The organism is Flavobacterium sp. FlaQc-52, from assembly GCF_044007495.1.
GTDB classification, from domain to species: domain Bacteria; phylum Bacteroidota; class Bacteroidia; order Flavobacteriales; family Flavobacteriaceae; genus Flavobacterium; species Flavobacterium cupriresistens.
The window spans coordinates 252,333-271,024 of sequence record NZ_JBIPCV010000009.1; the positions used below are offsets into that span (position 1 = coordinate 252,333).

Annotated in this window: 5 protein-coding genes; all 5 read left to right on the forward strand. The window is 40.4% G+C overall.

The annotated features are described in order from the left end of the window. Nucleotides 1-5: 5 nt before the first annotated feature. The 5 genes from ACHRV5_RS16630 to ACHRV5_RS16650 all read left to right on the forward strand — a co-directional run bounded on the left by ACHRV5_RS16630 (nucleotide 6) and on the right by ACHRV5_RS16650 (nucleotide 18,223). Nucleotides 6-974, forward strand: coding sequence for a transporter (locus ACHRV5_RS16630; protein ID WP_047778672.1), 969 nt, complete (start codon nucleotides 6-8; stop codon nucleotides 972-974). A 60-nt stretch (nucleotides 975-1,034) separates the two neighbouring features. Then, on the forward strand, nucleotides 1,035-1,460 hold the full coding sequence (locus ACHRV5_RS16635; protein WP_053004322.1) for a hypothetical protein: 426 nt from the start codon (nucleotides 1,035-1,037) through the stop codon (nucleotides 1,458-1,460). Nucleotides 1,461-1,657: 197 nt separating this feature from the next. After that, nucleotides 1,658-15,319, forward strand: a complete 13,662-nt coding sequence (locus ACHRV5_RS16640; protein ID WP_395427481.1) for a PKD domain-containing protein — start codon at nucleotides 1,658-1,660, stop codon at nucleotides 15,317-15,319. A 43-nt stretch (nucleotides 15,320-15,362) separates the two neighbouring features. Continuing rightward, nucleotides 15,363-16,280 (forward strand): type IX secretion system membrane protein PorP/SprF, encoded by a 918-nt coding sequence (locus tag ACHRV5_RS16645; RefSeq protein ID WP_230002866.1) that lies wholly within the window; start codon nucleotides 15,363-15,365, stop codon nucleotides 16,278-16,280. 11 nt (nucleotides 16,281-16,291) lie between these two features. Next, entirely contained in the window at nucleotides 16,292-18,223 is a 1,932-nt protein-coding gene (locus ACHRV5_RS16650; protein ID WP_395427482.1) for an OmpA family protein, read from the forward strand. Nucleotides 18,224-18,692: the final 469 nt, after the last annotated feature.

The following is an 18,692-nucleotide window of genomic DNA, read 5'->3' on the forward strand; positions in this document are numbered from 1 at the left end:
AGGTTATGAAAAAAAACAAAATAAAATACATACTACTAATTGGTATTTTGATCTTTTCTTTTAAAAATACATTTGCGCAGGGAGATGGTGCGAGAATGCTTTTATGGGGACCAACAGGAGCAACGGGTTTAATACCCAAATGGATGCATCTGAATCAGAATATAACCCCTGCTAATATTTTGGTTAATGGAGCAGACCTTACCATTAACGCTTTTCCTGTTACCCTGATTCATAATTTTAATTTGGGTGGGAATTTTGCTCAGATTATGTTAAATGCAGTACCGGGTAATGTTTCAGGAACTTTAAATGCTGCCGCATTAAGTAATCTCAATTTGCCGTCAACAATTGACGTAAGTTCCGGAGGTTTTGCGGATGGTTTTATCGGATTTAAATACGGATTAATAAATCAACCCGCACTGAATGTTAAAGAATATGTGGCGTATCAGCATAAAACTTTTTCGATGATGGGGTATTTCAGAACTTGGTATTCCGGTTCCTATGATAGAAATAAAGCGATGAATCTGGGGAGTAACCGATTTACGTTTGAATTGGGATTTCCGATGAATATTCATCTGAGTAAGGATCCCAAAAGAGTGACGTGGTTAGAGGTTTACCCATCGGTGCAAATGTATACGACCAATAGTGATCCTACTTTTATAACCCGGGCGAGAGAAACCAAACAAAAACCGCTGTTTGCTATCGAAAATCACTTGACTCATAATTTTACAGAAAAATTCTGGGCCGGCGCAGATTTGAGATACCAATACGGAGGAGCATTAGAATACGACGGTGTTAAACAAGACAATAAAATAAATGCATTGGGCGGTGGCGCGACGGTTGGTTATCAAATTATACCCCCTTTGGGAATTAATATGTCATATGCCGGCGTTTTTTCGAATCCGTCGAATGTAGATGCCAATATGTTTAAGATAACAGCCGTTTTCACCTATGTTAATTTGAAGAAATTGAAGTAGAAAAATCGAAACCACATGTTGACCTTGAGTCAAGGTGATTAATAGTAAAAAATAAATGTTATGAAAAAGATACTAGTTTTAGGTATGATTTTGTTGGCAGTTCAATTGACAACTGCTCAAAAAGTGATAAGAAAAAATAATAATGTGGTAAACAATAATAATGTCGGTTCCTGGCGTGTGATAGGCAGCAGATCGGTTACACACAATGCCGATCATGACAAGCTTGATGTTACCCATCGGGATTCCTTTAGAAAATTAAAACTTAAGGTGACAGATTCGCCGCTTAACATGCAAAAAATGGTCGTAGATTATGAGAGCGGGGCACCTGAAAATATCGAATTAAGACAAAATATCGCCAAAGGAGGAGAAAGCAGAGTAATTGATCTTCGCGGAGGCAAACGCAAAATCAAAGCCATTCATTTTTGGTATGACACCAAAGGATTTTTAAATGGCAAAGCAGAAGTGACCGTTTTTGGCATGAAATAAACAGCATGAAATACTTCCCAAATTTTTAAACCTACTCTTTTTTTGATACCGGATTAATTCTGATTCCCAATGAGGAATTACTAAGGTCAAAATTAAATTTATGTATGTTACCAGGTTAGACGTTTACAATTTTTGTAATTGTGAATGATCTGATTAATGTTTGAATAAAGTTTTTCCACTATAAATAAGTATACTATATGGAACAAGATTACCAAACAAGACTTTTTGGATACAGAATTATCAGAAAAGGAATAATTTTTTGGAGCCTAATTTTATTTTTCGGCAATCTTATCAGCGTAAAAGCTCAAAATTGTACGGTTAATGCAGGTGTGCTCAATGAAACTATTTGCGCCATAGACCCTATGATGTTGCAAGGAAATAGTCCGGCTCCAATTATTGGTACTGCAAAATGGACACAAATAGGCGGGCCGTCTGTTACCATAACATCTCCAAATTCACCTACCACAACAGTAACCGGATATACCGGTGGAAATACCTATGTTTTTCGTTATTCGGCGATCTGTGGTGACGGTGTTGTGGCTTTTCAGGATAAAACAGTTATTGTCGTACCAATTACGGTAGCCAATGCCGGAGCCAATATTGCTTCGTGCCCTAATTCTACAGGAAGCATTGCTATTTCAGGGAATGCCCCTCAAAACCCGGGAGAAACCGGGCATTGGGAAATAACAGGAGCAAATAATGCAGGTGTTGTTATGAATTTTCCAACGTCGGCTACTACAACTTTAACACTGCCAACAACGAGTTGCGGTGTAAGTGCATTGACCTGGGTAATTACAGGACCGGAATATTCGCCCGGAAAGTTTTGTTCCTCTTCTTCTTCCATAACCGTTACCAATTATGGAGGGGTTACACCAGTTAGCGCAGGATCAGATATTACGCTGACGAATTGTTATACAACTACGCAAAATGTGAATTTAAATGGTTCTTTCGGAGGTTGCGGATTAAATGGTCAAATGGGAACCTGGACCTTTGTCAGTGGACCCAACACACCAATAATTGGAAACCCAAATTCGAGTTCAACCAATATTTCTAATTTACAGGAAGGAACTTATGTTTTAAGATGGACGGTTGTAGGACCTTGTGCATCGGGCAGCGACGAAGTTACTATTACAGTGCCAGCTGCTACACAAGACGTAACCGTACTTCCGGGAGGTACAGAACGTATTTATTTTTGTGATCCTACCATTAATCAGGTAACACTTTCTGCACCGGCGCCTTTGTATGCTGGTGAAACGGTTTTATGGACACAAATTGGTGGTACAACATTGCCCCCGGGATCTATCCAATCGCCTGCAAGTCCAACAACTTTAGTGACAAATATTTCGGATGCAGGAGATCCTTATACTTTTCGATATACTTTAACAAACTCTAATACAGGCTGTGTTTTTACAAAAGATTATGTGGTAGAATATAAAGAGTCGACGCGAACCATATCTGTAAATGGTGGAGAAGATCTTTATGGAAATTGTGAGCAAACTCAATTTACGATACCTATTGTGGTAACAGGAACAGGTTATAACCGATATAGAATTTTAGATGGTCCGATTGGTTCTCCGCTTGGCCCATTTCCGACGGCTCCTTTACAAATTGGAGAGACCAGTGTGACTTTGCCGGATTTAACGGTACCGGGTACTTATTCACTGCAATTTGCCAGAACAGAAGATGGAAATTTACCGGTAGGCTGTGATTATGGTTTTGATAGTATAGCGGTTATCGTATCTGCACAGGCTACACCTTCTAATGCGGGATCGGACGTTAGTTTAAATTGCGGTATGACAGCAGCACCTTTGGAAGGGGTTGGTACAACGGCAGAAGGAACTAGTTATTGGACACAATTAAGTGGTCCAAACGAGGCCAATATAGTAGATCATACGGCTCAGAATACCATGGCGACCGGTTTAATTCCGGGAACGTATGAATTTCAATATATTACAAAAGGAGGAGGTTCCAGATGTCCTTTTTCTACTGATAACGTGACTGTTTATGTTTCAAGCGGTATACTTTCAACAGTGAGTGCAGGACCGGATCAGAGTGCGTGTATCAATTCACAGCTTACTATGAATGGTAGCATTCCCGCATCGGGAGAATATGGAATATGGTCTCAGGTTTCCGGCCCCGATGTTATTGTTTTTGCAGATTCAAGTAATCCTACTACTATGGCAACCGGTTTTTTAACGGCAGGAGGGACAAATGTATTGCGATGGACCATAGGTTATTTGCATCCGGGAACAAGTGGTTGTAGTACGCCAATTTCAGATGACATATCGGTATTAACTTCTGTAGATATGGCGGGTACTGTGGCTATGGCGGGTACTGATGCTTGTTATCCGACTAATACAACCACAATAAATTTAAATGCCAATACGCCCGCAGTTGGTGAGCAGGGTACATGGACTGTTAATCCAAGCGCAGGAGTAGTTTTTGCCGATAATCATGACCCTCAGACAGCTGTTACAATTCCCGGTGATAATTTTTATAAATTTATCTGGACGATTACTTTAACCGGTGGTTCTTGCGGCAATTCTTCAGATTCAGTAGAAGTAACCGTTGCTGAAAATCCGGCAACAGCAGGAGCCGGTCCAGATCAAAGTGTTTGTGGTACAACCGTAACTATGGCTGCAACTTTATCCAGTGGGGCTGTTGGGGTATGGTCAAGAGTTTCCGGTTTTGGTGATTATACAATTAGTAATGTAACAGATCCAAATGCTGTATTTACATTTGAGAGTAGCGGACCTTATGTTTTTCGTTGGACGGTAACTGCAGGTTCTTGTTCAACAGCATCAGACGATGTTCGAATCTTACTTGGTGTACCACCGCAAGTTGCAAATGCAGGTCCTGATCAGGAAATTTGCAATGGAACTTCAGCAACGATGGCAGGGAGTTCTTATAATGAGTTTTTTGAAGGGGGTGAATGGTCGCTTTTAGCAGGAGCACCCAACATACCCTTGATTGTTGATCCAATGGATCCTAATACGGTAATTAATAATCTGGTAGAAGGAAAATACGTTTTTAGATGGAAGGTAACAAGTACGGAAAACTTTTTATGTCCGATATCATTTGATGATGTTATTATAGAAGTTGCAGCTCCGGCTTCGGCAGGATCTGATGCCACCTATTGTGATGTATCAAGTGTACAGTTGATTGGATCAGAAAACTCTACAGGAACCTGGACCTTAACAAGTGGTAATCCGGTAGGGGTTACTATTACGCAATCACCATCAAACAGTTACGTGGCCAATGCAACAGTGGTTCCGGGAAATACCTATGTCTTTACTTATACTACCAGTACCTATAGTTTTACATCAGGAAATACTTGTCCGGGAAATTCAGATACTGTAACCGTTACCGTAAACAGCGGGGCAAGTGTTCAGCCGGATGCAGGACCCGATCAAACGATCTGTACGACCGATGTTGGGGGCATAATAACTTTAAATGGAAACACAAAACCAATAGACGTAGCTACTTCAGAATGGGAGTGGGTATTACAACCCGGCACAAGTGTGGCTAATATTACCGATATTAATGATCCGGGGACACAAGTTACGGGTCTGACAGTACCGGGATTGTACATCTTAAAATGGGTATTTAAAAATTCAAACGGAAGTCCGGGTGGAGGAGGAAGCTGTAGAGATTTATCCGATATCGTTCGTATTAATGTATTCCAGGCTCCAAGTCAGGCCGACGCAGGTCCTGACGATACAGTTGCTTGTCAACGAACTTATACAACCAATGCCGTTGCGCCTACAGCAGGAATTGGAAGATGGTCTTTTGCAATACCGGCAGATGATCCGTCAGGAGGACAGGCGGTTATTGACAGCCCGAATAATCCACAGACAACTTTATCGAATGTTACAACTTTAGGAACTTACATATTAACTTGGACTGTGACAAACGGACCATTTACCAATCCATCAACATGTCAGCCTTCTGTAGATCAGGTTTCTGTTATTTTTAATGATGTGCCTCCATCTATTGCAAATGCAGGACCGGATAAGGAATTATGTGCGGTGACTCAGACCAATCTGGCTGCAGTTCCTCTGACGCAAGGTGTAGGAACCTGGACGCAAACTCTGGGAACTCTGGCAAATATTGCGTCACCAAATGATCCTGCAACTCTTGTTTTTGGTTTAACAACAGGGGTTTACGAGTTTACCTGGACGGCAGCGACAGCAAATAATGATGGTTGCTCTTCTTCAGATACAATGCGTATTGAGATTTACGAACAACCTATTAATGCCAATGCTGGTCCTGACCAGACTTTACCTCAGTTTGCTCCTGTAACGTTGGGAGCAACTCCACCTACAGTTGGGCAAGGACAATGGGTTAAGGTTTCAGGAACTTCTTCGGTGGTTTTTAGCGATGTAACTTCTCCAACAACAGCGGTGTCTGGATTAGATGTAGGGACGACCGTTTTTGAATGGCGTGTTACAAACGGCCCTTGCGCTGTTGCAACAGATCAGGTCAGTATTACTATAATTGCAAACACCGATTTGGAATTGATAAAATCAGTTACCCCAAACAATGTAAATGTGGGTAGCGAGGTAACTTTTATTATAAGTGTTTTTAATAACCCTAGTACAGGAGGAACCGTAGATGCTACAGGTGTAGGCGTAAAAGACCTTTTACCTGACGGATATACCATAGTTCCCGGTTCTGTTAGCAATGGGGGAGTATATAATATAGGGGATTCTTCTATAAGCTGGTCTAATCTGAATGTTACACTAGGAGCACTTTTAGATCTTACTTTTAAAGCGACAGTAAATGCAACAGGGACTTATTTAAATTCAGCAGAGATTGTGGCCTGTAATCAATTTGATATAGATAGTACACCAAATAATAATATTCCGACCGAAGACGATCAGGACGATGCTACAATTTCAATACAATCAGCAGATTTATCATTGCAAAAATCAGTAGTGCCAACGGCTGTAAGCATTGGGGACAATGTGGTTTTCACAGTAGTAGTGACCAATTCCGGACCAAATAATGCAACGAATGTTTCGGTTAGAGATCAATTGCCTGTCGGATATACTTATGTAAGTGATACTGGAGCGGGAGCTTACAATGATGCTACAGGAATCTGGACTGTCGGAACTTTAAATAACGGAAATTCCGCCACCTTAACCATTACAGCAACCGTAAAAGTAACGACTGTTGTAAACGGGTATCAAAATACAGCACAAGTTATAACATCCGATCAAATTGATCCGGACAGTACACCGAATAATAATGTTCCAACCGAAGACGATCAGGATGATGCGACAGTTACTTTGCAAAATGCTGATTTAGAATTAGACAAAACGGTTTCCCCGACTAGTACTATAGCCGGAGGAGTGGTAACCTTTACATTGGCTCTTACTAATAATGGACCTGGGAATGCTACGGGAGTTGACATTAAAGATTATCTTCCAAATGGCTATACACTGGTTTCAGGATCCGTATCAAATGGTGGTACTTACGATGCCGCCAGCAGTACTTTGCTTTGGCAAAATTTAAGTTTAGTGAATGGAGGAGCATTGAATCTTACTTTTGATGCAACGGTTAACGCAACAGGAACTTATGTTAATACAGCGGAAGTTACCAAAAGTGATCTTCCCGATCCTGATAGTACGCCAAATAATAATATTCCAACCGAGGACGATCAGGATGACGCTACGATTGTCATAGAATCAGCCGATTTATCATTACAAAAAACGGTAGTACCAACTGTTGTAAGTATTGGTGATAATGTGGTTTTCACAGTAGCAGTGACCAATTCCGGACCAAATAATGCAACGAATGTTTCGGTTAAGGATCAACTGCCTGTTGGGTATACTTATGTGAGTGATACCGGAGCAGGAGCTTATAATGATGCTACAGGAATCTGGACTGTCGGAAATTTAAATAATGGAAATTCCGCCACCTTAACCATTACAGCAACCGTAAAAACAACGACTGTTGTAAATGGTTATCAAAATATCGCACAAGTTATAACATCCGATCAAAATGATCCGGATAGTACACCGAATAATAATGTTCCAACCGAAGACGATCAGGATGATGCTTCTGTTACCTTGCAAGTGGCCGATTTAGAATTAGCAAAAACGGTTTCTCCAATTAGTACTACAGCCGGAGGAGTGGTAACCTTTACATTAGCTCTTACTAATAATGGACCAGGGAACGCTACGGGAGTTGAGATTAAAGATTATCTTCCAAATGGCTACACACTGGTTGCAGGATCCGCATCAAATGGTGGTACTTACGATGCCGCCAGCAGTACTTTGCTTTGGCAAAATTTAAGCTTAGCGAATGGCGGAGCTTTGAATCTTACTTTTGATGCAAGGGTTAATGCAACAGGAACTTATGTAAATACAGCGGAAGTCACAAAAAGTGATCTTCCCGATCCTGACAGTACGCCAAATAATAATATTCCAACCGAGGACGATCAGGATGATGCTACGATTGTCATCGAATCAGCTGATTTATCGTTACAAAAAACGGTAGTACCAACTGTTGTAAGTATTGGTGATAACGTTGTTTTCACAGTAGTAGTGACCAATTCCGGACCAAATAATGCAACCAATGTTTCGGTTAAGGATCAACTGCCTGTTGGGTATACTTATGTGAGTGATACGGGAGCTGGAGCTTACAATGATACTACAGGAATCTGGACTGTTGGAAATTTAAATAACGGAAATTCCGCCACCTTAACGATTACAGCAGCCGTAAAAGCAACCGCTGTTGCAAATGGATATCAAAATACAGCACAAGTGATAACATCCGATCAAAATGATCCTGACAGTACACCAAATAATAATGTTACTACAGAAGACGATCAGGATGATGCGACAGTTACCTTGCAAAATGCTGATTTAGAATTAGAAAAAACAGTCGCTCCAACAAGTGTGACAGTAGGTGGAGTGGTAACCTTTACCTTAGCTCTTACTAACAAAGGACCGGGAAATGCGACGGGAGTTGACATTAAAGATCACCTTCCAAATGGATATACACTGGTTTCAGGATCCGTATCAAATGGAGGTACATATGATGCCGCCAGCAGTACTTTGCTTTGGCAAAATTTAAGCTTAGCGAATGGCGGAGCTTTGAATCTTACTTTTGATGCAACAGCAAATGCAACAGGGACTTATGTAAATACAGCTGAGGTTACGAAGAGTGATCTTCCGGATCCTGACAGTACACCAAATAATGATGATGGAGATCAAAGCGAAGATGATGAATCTGCCGCAACGATTACCATTTTGCCCAATATGGTAGATTTGTCCTTAACCAAAACAGTAGTGAATAATACTTTAACGCCATTGGTAGGTTCTCAAATTTCTTTTGAAATCAGAGTAAACAATAGCAGTCTAAATACGGCCACCGGAGTTCAGGTAAAAGACAAAATTCCAACAGGATATAGTTATGTTTTATTTAGCTCGACTTCCGGTACTTACAATGATACTACAGGAGTTTGGGATGTTGGAGTAGTTAATGCCGGAACAACAGAAATTTTACTATTAACGGTAAATGTAAATGCTACAGGCGATTATCTTAACATTGCGGAAGTAACAGCATGTGATCAACCCGATATTGATAGTACACCAAATAATGGCGTAACAACAGAAGATGATTATGACACCGCAATTGTGGCACCAGTTTCACTTGCCGCCGACTTATCTCTAACCAAAACAATTGTCGGAGGAAATACAACACCATTGGTAGGTTCACAAATTTCATTCGAAGTAATAGTAACCAACGGAGGCCCGCAAGATGCGACCGGAGTTCAGGTTACCGATAAACTTCCGACGGGTTATACGTATGCGATTTCGAACACCTCAGCAGGTACCTATGATGCCAGTAGCGGAGTTTGGGATATTGGTGGATTGCCAAAAGGAGAATCAGAAACATTAGTAATTACCGCAACCGTAAATGCTACAGGTGATTATCTTAATATTGCTGAAGTTACCGCAAGTGATTTGCCGGATCCTGATAGTACACCAAATAACGGAGTTGTAACAGAAGACGATTATGGAAGTGTTACGATAACGCCAATTGCTACGGTTGCCGATCTTTCTTTAACCAAAACAATTGTAGGAGGAAATACAACACCATTAGTAGGCTCACAAATTTCATTTGAAGTAATAGTGACCAATGGCGGACCTCAGGACACAGCCGGAGTTCAGGTTGTTGACAAACTTCCTACCGGTTATACGTATGTCAGTTCAACTCTTTCGGCAGGTACTTATAACCCTACCAATGGATTATGGAATATAGGAGGTTTGCCAAACGGACAATCGCAAACTTTAACGATAACAGCAACTGTAAACGCAACAGGGGATTACCTTAATATCGCTGAAGTGACGGCAAGTAGTTTACCGGATCCCGACAGTACACCAAATAATGGTGACGTAACAGAAGATGATTATGGAAGTGTTACGATAACGCCAATTGCTACGGTTGCCGATCTTTCTTTAACCAAAACAATTGTAGGAGGGAATACAACACCATTAGTTGGCTCACAAATTTCATTCGAAGTAATAGTGACCAATGGAGGTCCACAAGATGTTACGGGAGTTCAGGTAACGGATAAACTTCCTACTGGTTATACCTATTCCAGTGCAACCCCTTCAGCAGGGACTTATGATGCGACTACCGGATTCTGGAATATAGGAGGCTTGCCAAACGGACAATCAGAAACATTAGTAATTACCGCAACGGTAAATGCGACAGGCGATTACCTTAATATTGCTGAAGTAACCGCAAGCAGTTTACCCGATCCTGACAGTACACCGAATAACGGAGTTGTAACAGAAGACGATTACGGAAGTGTTACTATACTTCCGGTTGCTGCAATGGCCGATTTATCTTTAGCCAAAACAATTGTAGGAGGAAATACTTCGCCATTATTTGGTTCGCAGGTTTCTTTTGAAATAGTGGTAACCAATAGCGGACCTCAGGATGCAACTGGAGTTCAGGTTACGGAATCGCTTCCTACAGGTTACACTTTTGGTAGCGCAATTCCTTCTGCAGGGACTTACAATACCGGTAACGGAGTATGGACTGTTGGAGGATTACCAAATGGACAATCGCAAACTTTAACTATAACAGCAACCGTAAATGCAACAGGTAATTATACTAATGTTGCCGAAGTTACCGCCAGCAGCTTACCAGATCCTGACAGTACACCAAATAATGGTGATATAACAGAAGATGATTATGCAAATGTTGTCGTAACACCGGTTTCAGGTGTTGCCGATTTATCGCTAACTAAAACAATTGTTGGAGGAAATACAACAGCACTAGTTGGTTCAGAGGTTACTTTTGAAGTGATAGTAACCAATAGTGGTCCACAAGATGTGACGGGAGTTCAGGTAGGGGATAAACTTCCAACTGGATTTACTTATACGCGTTCGAGTATTTCAACAGGAACATACGATGCGACTACCGGAATTTGGAATGTGGGAGGCTTAATAAACGGCAAATCCGAAACTTTAACGGTAAGCGGAACAGTAAATGCAACAGGTGATTACCTCAACGTTGCCGAAGTTACTGCAAGTAGTTTACCTGATCCCGACAGTACACCAAATAATGGAGTTACAACCGAAGACGATTACGGAAGCGTAACGGTAACGCCAACAAGTTTAGCTGCCGATTTATCGTTGACTAAAACAATTGTAGGAGGAAATACAACAGCATTGGTGGGTTCAGAGGTTACTTTTGAAGTGATAGTAACCAATAATGGTCCGCAAGATGTAACGGGAGTTCAGGTAGGGGATAAACTTCCAACTGGATTTACTTATACGCGTTCCAGTATTTCAACAGGAACATACGATGCAACTACGGGAGTTTGGAATGTGGGAGGCTTAATCAACGGTAAATCAGAAACCTTAACGGTAAGCGGAACAGTAAATGCAACAGGAGATTACCTCAACATCGCTGAGGTTACCGCCAGCAGTTTACCGGATCCTGACAGTACACCAAATAATGGTGATGCAACAGAAGATGATTACGGAAGCGTAACTGTAATACCAACTAATTTAGCTGCCGATTTATCGCTGACTAAAACAATTGTAGGAGGAAATACCACAGCGTTAGTTGGTTCAGAAGTTACTTTTGCAGTAATAGTAACCAATAGTGGTCCACAAGATGTGACGGGAGTTCAGGTAACGGATAAACTTCCAACTGGATTTACTTATACGCGTTCCAGTATTTCTACAGGAACATACGATGTGACTACCGGAGTTTGGAATGTAGGAGGATTAGTAAATGGCAAATCCGAAACTTTAACAGTAAGCGGAACAGTAAATGCAACAGGAGATTACCTCAACATCGCTGAGGTTACGGCCAGCAGCTTACCGGATCCGGATAGTACACCAAATAATGGAGTTACAACAGAAGATGATTACGGAAGCGTAACGGTAACGCCAACAAGTTTAGCTGCCGATTTATCGTTAACCAAAACAATTGTTGGAGGAAATACAACAGCACTAGTTGGTTCAGAAGTTACTTTTGAAGTAATAGTAACCAATAGTGGTCCACAAGATGTGACGGGAGTTCAGGTAGCGGATAAACTTCCAACAGGATTTACTTATACGCGTTCCAGTATTTCAACAGGAACATACGATGCGACTACAGGAATTTGGAATGTTGGAGGATTAATAAACGGAAAATCCGAAACCTTAACGGTAAGCGGAACAGTAAATGCAACAGGGGATTACCTCAACATTGCCGAAGTTACAGCAAGTAGTTTACCTGATCCTGATAGTACACCAAATAATGGAGTTACAACCGAAGACGATTATGGAAGCGTAACCGTAACGCCAACTAATTTAGCTGCCGATTTATCGTTAACCAAAACGATTGTTGGAGGAAATACTACAGCACTGGTTGGTTCAGAAGTTACTTTTGAAGTAATAGTAACCAATAGTGGTCCACAAGATGTAACGGGAGTTCAGGTAGGGGATAAACTTCCAACCGGATTTACTTATACACGTTCCAGTATTTCTACAGGAACATACGATGCGACTACAGGAATTTGGAATGTTGGAGGATTAATAAACGGTAAATCAGAAACCTTAACAGTAAGCGGAACAGTAAATGCAACAGGTGATTACCTCAACATAGCTGAGGTTACCGCAAGCAGTTTACCGGATCCTGATAGTACACCAAATAATGGTGACGCAACAGAAGACGATTACGGAAGTGTAACGGTAACGCCAACTAATTTAGCTGCCGATTTATCGCTAACTAAAACAATTGTTGGAGGAAATACAACAGCATTGGTTGGTTCAGAAGTTACTTTTGAAGTGATAGTAACCAATAGTGGTCCGCAAGATGTAACGGGAGTTCAGGTAACGGATAAACTTCCAACAGGATTTACTTATACGCGTTCGAGTATTTCAACAGGAACATACGATGCGACTACCGGAGTTTGGAATGTTGGAGGATTAGTAAATGGCAAATCCGAAACTTTAACGGTAAGCGGAACAGTAAATGCAACAGGTGATTACCTCAACATTGCCGAAGTTACTGCAAGTAGTTTACCTGATCCCGACAGTACACCAAATAATGGAGTTACAACCGAAGACGATTACGGAAGCGTAACGGTAACGCCAACTAGCTTAGCTGCCGATTTAGCATTGACCAAAACATTGATAGGCGGTAATACCAGTCCGGCATATGGAACCTCAGTAACCTTTCAGATTACCGTAAACAATAAAGGACCACAAGGGGCCGGAAAAGTACAGGTGACAGACAAGTTACCGAGCGGTTATACCTATGTTGTATTTAGTTCTACTGCTGGTGTTTATAACGAAGTAACCGGAATTTGGGATGTTGGAGCAATTGCCAATGGAGCTTCAGAAACTTTGTTGATAACTGCAATCGTAAATATTACAGGAGACTACCGCAATACAGCTGAAGTATTTTCTTCAGATTTGCCGGATCCTAACAGTACACCAAACAATGGAGTGGTAACAGAAGATGATATTAGTTCTGTGATTTTGACTCCGGTTAATACTATTGCCGATTTGTCACTTGAAAAATTGGTAGTAGATGATATGCTGACTCCTTTAGTAGGCTCTCAGATTACATTCCAAATTACATTGATGAATTCAGGACCAAACATTGCAACGGGTGTTGAAGTAAAAGATCTGCTTCCTGCTGGGTATACCTTTGTTTTCTACAATGCAAGTTCCGGTTCGTACAATAGAACGACAGGTATTTGGAATCCGGGAATTGTACTTCCAAACAGTAGTCAAACCTTGCTGATAAATGTTTTGGTTAATGCTCCGACAGGTACAGTTGATGAATACTTGAACATTACAGAAGTTACAGCAGCAGACGATTTTGACCCTGACAGTACACCAAATAATGGTATCACGACAGAAGACGATTACGACAGTATATCGGTAACGCCAATTATTGTGATGGCAGATTTGTCAATTGAAAAAACAATTATCGACAATCAAAAACCAAATGTGGGTGATATCGTTACGTTCCAGGTTAAAGTCAAAAATGACGGACCAGGAAATGCGATAGGCGTTGAAGTAAAAGACCTGCTTCCTTCCGGATTTGCTTATATGATGCACAGTGCAACAAGCGGAACCTACACCTTCGCAGACGGAAGATGGAATGTAGGATCAATTCTCAATGGCAACGAACAGATTTTATTAATTAATGCTACCGTTAAACCTGCGACAGGAGCTGCAAACGAATATTTAAATAGTACAGAAGTTACAGCAAGCGCATTACCGGATCCTGATAGTACACCGAATAATGGTGTTACAACAGAAGACGATTATGACAGCATCCTGGTAGATGTACAATTGGCGAATCTGAGTTTAGAAAAAACGGTTAGTAATGTAAAAGCTAATGTTAATGAAGTTGTAACCTTTACAGTTCAGGTTAATAATGCAGGTCCGGTAGTGGCAACCGGCGTTGCTGTAGAAGATTTACTGCCAATAGGGTATAGTAACATTACTAATATTAGCGGTGGAGGTGTCTACAGCGGATTTAGAATCACCTGGTCTAATTTGCAAATTCCACTGAGTGGTTTGACCTTAACGTTTCAGGCAACAGTTGAAACACCAAATGGTCTAAAAGATTCCGATTATGTAAATACAGCGCAGGTTACAGCCAGTGATCAATTTGATCCAAACAGTACACCTGATAATGACGACGGAGATCAAAGCGAAGACGATGAAGACAATGCCTTTATCGAATCGCCAAAAACCGATATCGCGATTATAAAAACAGTCGATGCAACAGATCCTCCAATTGATGCGCTAATCAATTTTACGATTACAGCAGATAACATTGGAAGTCTAAAAGCAACAAATCTAGAAGTACAGGATGTTTTACCTACAGGCTATCAATTTGTATCGTCATCAACAAGTTCAGGAACTTTTGATGCCGGAACCGGAATCTGGAAAATACCTGCTGTTGATGTTAATTCAGTTCAGACTTTAACCTTAAAAGTAAAAGTACGTGACGTTAAAGACTATTTAAACACGGCAAAATTAATAGCCTTAGATCAAATAGATACGAATGCTTCCAACAATCAAAGCAGTGCTACGATTGAACCGGCCTGTTTAAAAATCCACAATGAGTTCTCTCCTAATGACGATGGTGTCAACGATGTATTCTATATAGATTGTATCGCCAACTATCCTAACAATGTACTCGAAATTTACAATAGATGGGGGAATTTGATTTATACACAACAGCGATATAAAAATACCTGGGACGGAACTGCCGACGGATCTTCAAAATTACTACCGGTCGGTACCTATTTCTATATTTTGGATCTGGGAGACGGAACGCCAAAAACATCAGGCTGGTTGTATTTAAAACGATAAGTAGTAAGTAAACGGAATAGTAAATTGCTAATAACATTGAACAATGGTCAGAAGATATAACCAAATTATCGCTATACTAATGCTGTTTATTGCAAACTTTATGTATGGGCAGCAAGATCCGCAATACACACAATATATGTACAATACATTGAGTGTAAACTCTGCGTATGCAGGATCTGCGGGGCATTTGACAATTACAGGGATCTACAGAACGCAGTGGGTCGGGCTGGAAGGAGCTCCGAACACGCAATCCTTTACACTGGATTCTCCCGTCGGAAAAAATGTAGGACTGGGATTATCAATCGTAAATGATGAAATAGGTCCGTCAGAAGAACAATATGTTGATTTGAATTTCTCTTATTCAATAAAAGCATCCGATACCTACAAGCTTTCTTTTGGGGTAAAAGGAGGAGGAAGAGTAATTAATATTGACTGGTCTAAAGGTTCTTTTAAAGATAACGACGTTCAATTTCAGCAAAACATTCAGAATAAGTTTTTGCCTGTTGTTGGTGCCGGGATTTACCTGCACAGCGAAAAAAGCTATTTAGGATTATCAGTACCTAATTTTCTAACAGACGAGCGCTACGATGAAGTTCAGGAAGGTTTGGCAGACGAGCGCATGCATTTGTTTTTAATAGGAGGATGGGTTTTTGACCTTAGCCCGAGTGTCAAATTCAAACCTGCTTTTTTAACCAAGTATGTGTCGGGTGCACCAGTGATTGTAGATTTATCGGCCAATTTTATGTTTAATGATAAATTTAGATTGGGAGCCTCTTATCGTACAGGAGATTCCTTTAGTGCATTGGCAGGTTTCCAGATTACACCTCAGTTTTTAATTGGATATACCTATGATTATACGACTACTGAACTGCAGAAATTTTCGTCGGGAAGTCATGAGATCATGTTGCGCTTTGAGTTAAAATCAAAAGAGAAAGGACTAAAATCGCCAAGATTTTTTTAAACTAAAGAGTTATGAAAAAAATAAGTACCCTAATCGGATTATTTATAGTGATGGCCGGCTTTTCGCAGACCAAAAACAAAACTGCTGATGCTCTTTTTGATAAAATGTGGTATTTAGAAGCCGCCAAAGCTTATGAATACGCCATAAAAGGAGGCGATCGTTCTATGGAAACCCTTCAAAGGGCAGGAGATTCGTATTATTTTAATACCGATATGCAGCAGGCAAACGAAAAATACCAATTGCTGATCGCGGAATATCCGAATGAGGTTTCGGCAGAATATCTTTTTCGTTACGCCCAGACTTTAGAAGGAATTCAAAACTATGAATTAGCCAAAAAGTGGTTGAAGAATTTCAGTAAAAAAGCAGAAGCCTCAGATGCCAGAAAGCAAAATTTCTCGCTTCAGGAAAATACAATCGAAAAAATTATGAATCTCGAACCCCAGTTCACCCTTCAAAATCTATCGATTAATTCTTCTTATTCTGATTTTGGACCTATGTTTTACAAAGGTCAGCTTATTTATTCGACATCTATAGATTCCTCTTATGCGGCCACAAGAAGATATGCCTGGAACGATCAGCCGTTTTTAAGTCTTCAGTTGGGGAAAATTAGTCCGTCGCAATCTGATGTGAGTCATGTAAGAAGATTTTCAAATGCGCTTTATAGTAAATATCATGAAGCCTGTGTTGCTTTTTCGCCCGACGAAAATACCATTTATTTCACCAGAAATAATTATAATGGAAAACTGGGAAGAGATGGAAAAGGCAGGAACAATCTAAAATTATATTCGGCTACAGCCGTAACCAAAGACGATAAAACGAGCTGGGAAAACATACAGGAACTTCCTTTTAACAGTGATGAATATTCAGTTGGACAACCGAGTGTAAGCAAGGACGGAAAGCAACTTTATTTTGTGTCAGATATGCCCGGAACAATTGGTTCTACAGATGTTTTTGTGGTGGATATTTTGGGAGATAATAAATTTTCGCAACCCAAAAATGTAGGCGATAAAGTCAACACCAGAGGACGCGAAATGTTTCCGTTTATTACAGATAAAACCTTATATTTTGCAAGCGATGGACATTTAGGTCTAGGCGGACTTGATGTTTTTGAAAGTCCAATAAAAGACGGTCTTTTTGAAAAACCGGTTAATCTTGGAGCACCCTTAAACAGCAATCTGGATGATTTTGCTTACATCGTTAACGAAGAAACTAATTTGGGTTTTGTGTCTTCCAACAGAAAATCCGGTAAAGGCGATGATGATATCTATTCTTTCGAAAGAACACCTATTTGTAAACAGCAGATTAAAGGGTTTGTTTTTAATGAAATTACAAAAGGAAAAATTGCAAATGCAACCGTGACTTTATATGCGGCCAATGGAGAAAAACTGGAAGAAACCACCTCAGGGGAATTAGGTGAATATCAATTTAAAACTCCGGTAGCCTGCAGCACCAGTTATAAAATTGAAGCGACCAAACAAGGATTTACGCCACTTGTACTCCCGGTTTTAACACAAGGCACTTCCGGAGAAACGGTGGTGGATTTAGGAATAAAGTCACCTCTGATTGTTAAAGAAGACGGTATTTTAAAAATAAAAATCGGAATAATTTTCTTTGACTTAGACAAATCCAATATCAGAAACGATGCTGCTATCGAATTAAACAAAGTCGTTTTATTAATGAATGAATATCCGGAAATGGTCATTAAAATCGAGTCCCACACCGATTCCAGAGCGAGAGACCATTATAACCTTATACTTTCAGACAAAAGGGCAAAATCCTCCAGAGATTATATTATTTCGCAAGGCATAGCAGCTGAACGAATTGAAAGTGCCATTGGTTACGGTGAAACTAGACTAATCAACAATTGCAAAAATGGCGTTCCGTGTACAGAAGAACAACATCAGCAAAATAGACGTTCTGAGTTTATTATCATTAAGATGTAGTTTGTGAGATGTGAGATGTGAAATGTGATTTGTAATCTGTTAGCTGTTGAGTTTTCCTTGTCATTTCGAGCGAAGTCGAGAAATCGCATAAGCAACTCCGTACAGTTTGTCATCCTGAGGAACGAAGGATCTACGTTTGCTGAATCGATAGCGCTGAGCTTCACTTTACGGAATTACTTGTGAAGATACTTCGTTCCTCAGTATGACAAAATTGGGGAAAATAGAAACGGAGCCACCTTGTGTGATTTCTTCTTCGTCGAAATTGACAATCGAAACGTATTATTGTAACAGTTTAAGAAAAAAATCAACTAGATTAGGGGTATTGAAGTCGAGAAATCACACAAGCAACTCCGTACAGTTTGTCATCCTGAGGAACGAAGGATCTACGTTTGCTGAATCGATAGCGCTGAGCTTCACTTTACGGAATTACTTGTGAAGATACTTCGTTCCTCAGTATGACAAAATTGGG

Coding starts and splice junctions, on each gene's coding strand:
- ACHRV5_RS16645 (WP_230002866.1), top strand. CDS start 15,363: ATGGTCAGAAGATATAACCAAATTATCGCTATACTAATGCTGTTTATT.
- ACHRV5_RS16630 (WP_047778672.1), top strand. CDS start 6: ATGAAAAAAAACAAAATAAAATACATACTACTAATTGGTATTTTGATC.
- ACHRV5_RS16650 (WP_395427482.1), top strand. CDS start 16,292: ATGAAAAAAATAAGTACCCTAATCGGATTATTTATAGTGATGGCCGGC.
- ACHRV5_RS16640 (WP_395427481.1), top strand. CDS start 1,658: ATGGAACAAGATTACCAAACAAGACTTTTTGGATACAGAATTATCAGA.
- ACHRV5_RS16635 (WP_053004322.1), top strand. CDS start 1,035: ATGAAAAAGATACTAGTTTTAGGTATGATTTTGTTGGCAGTTCAATTG.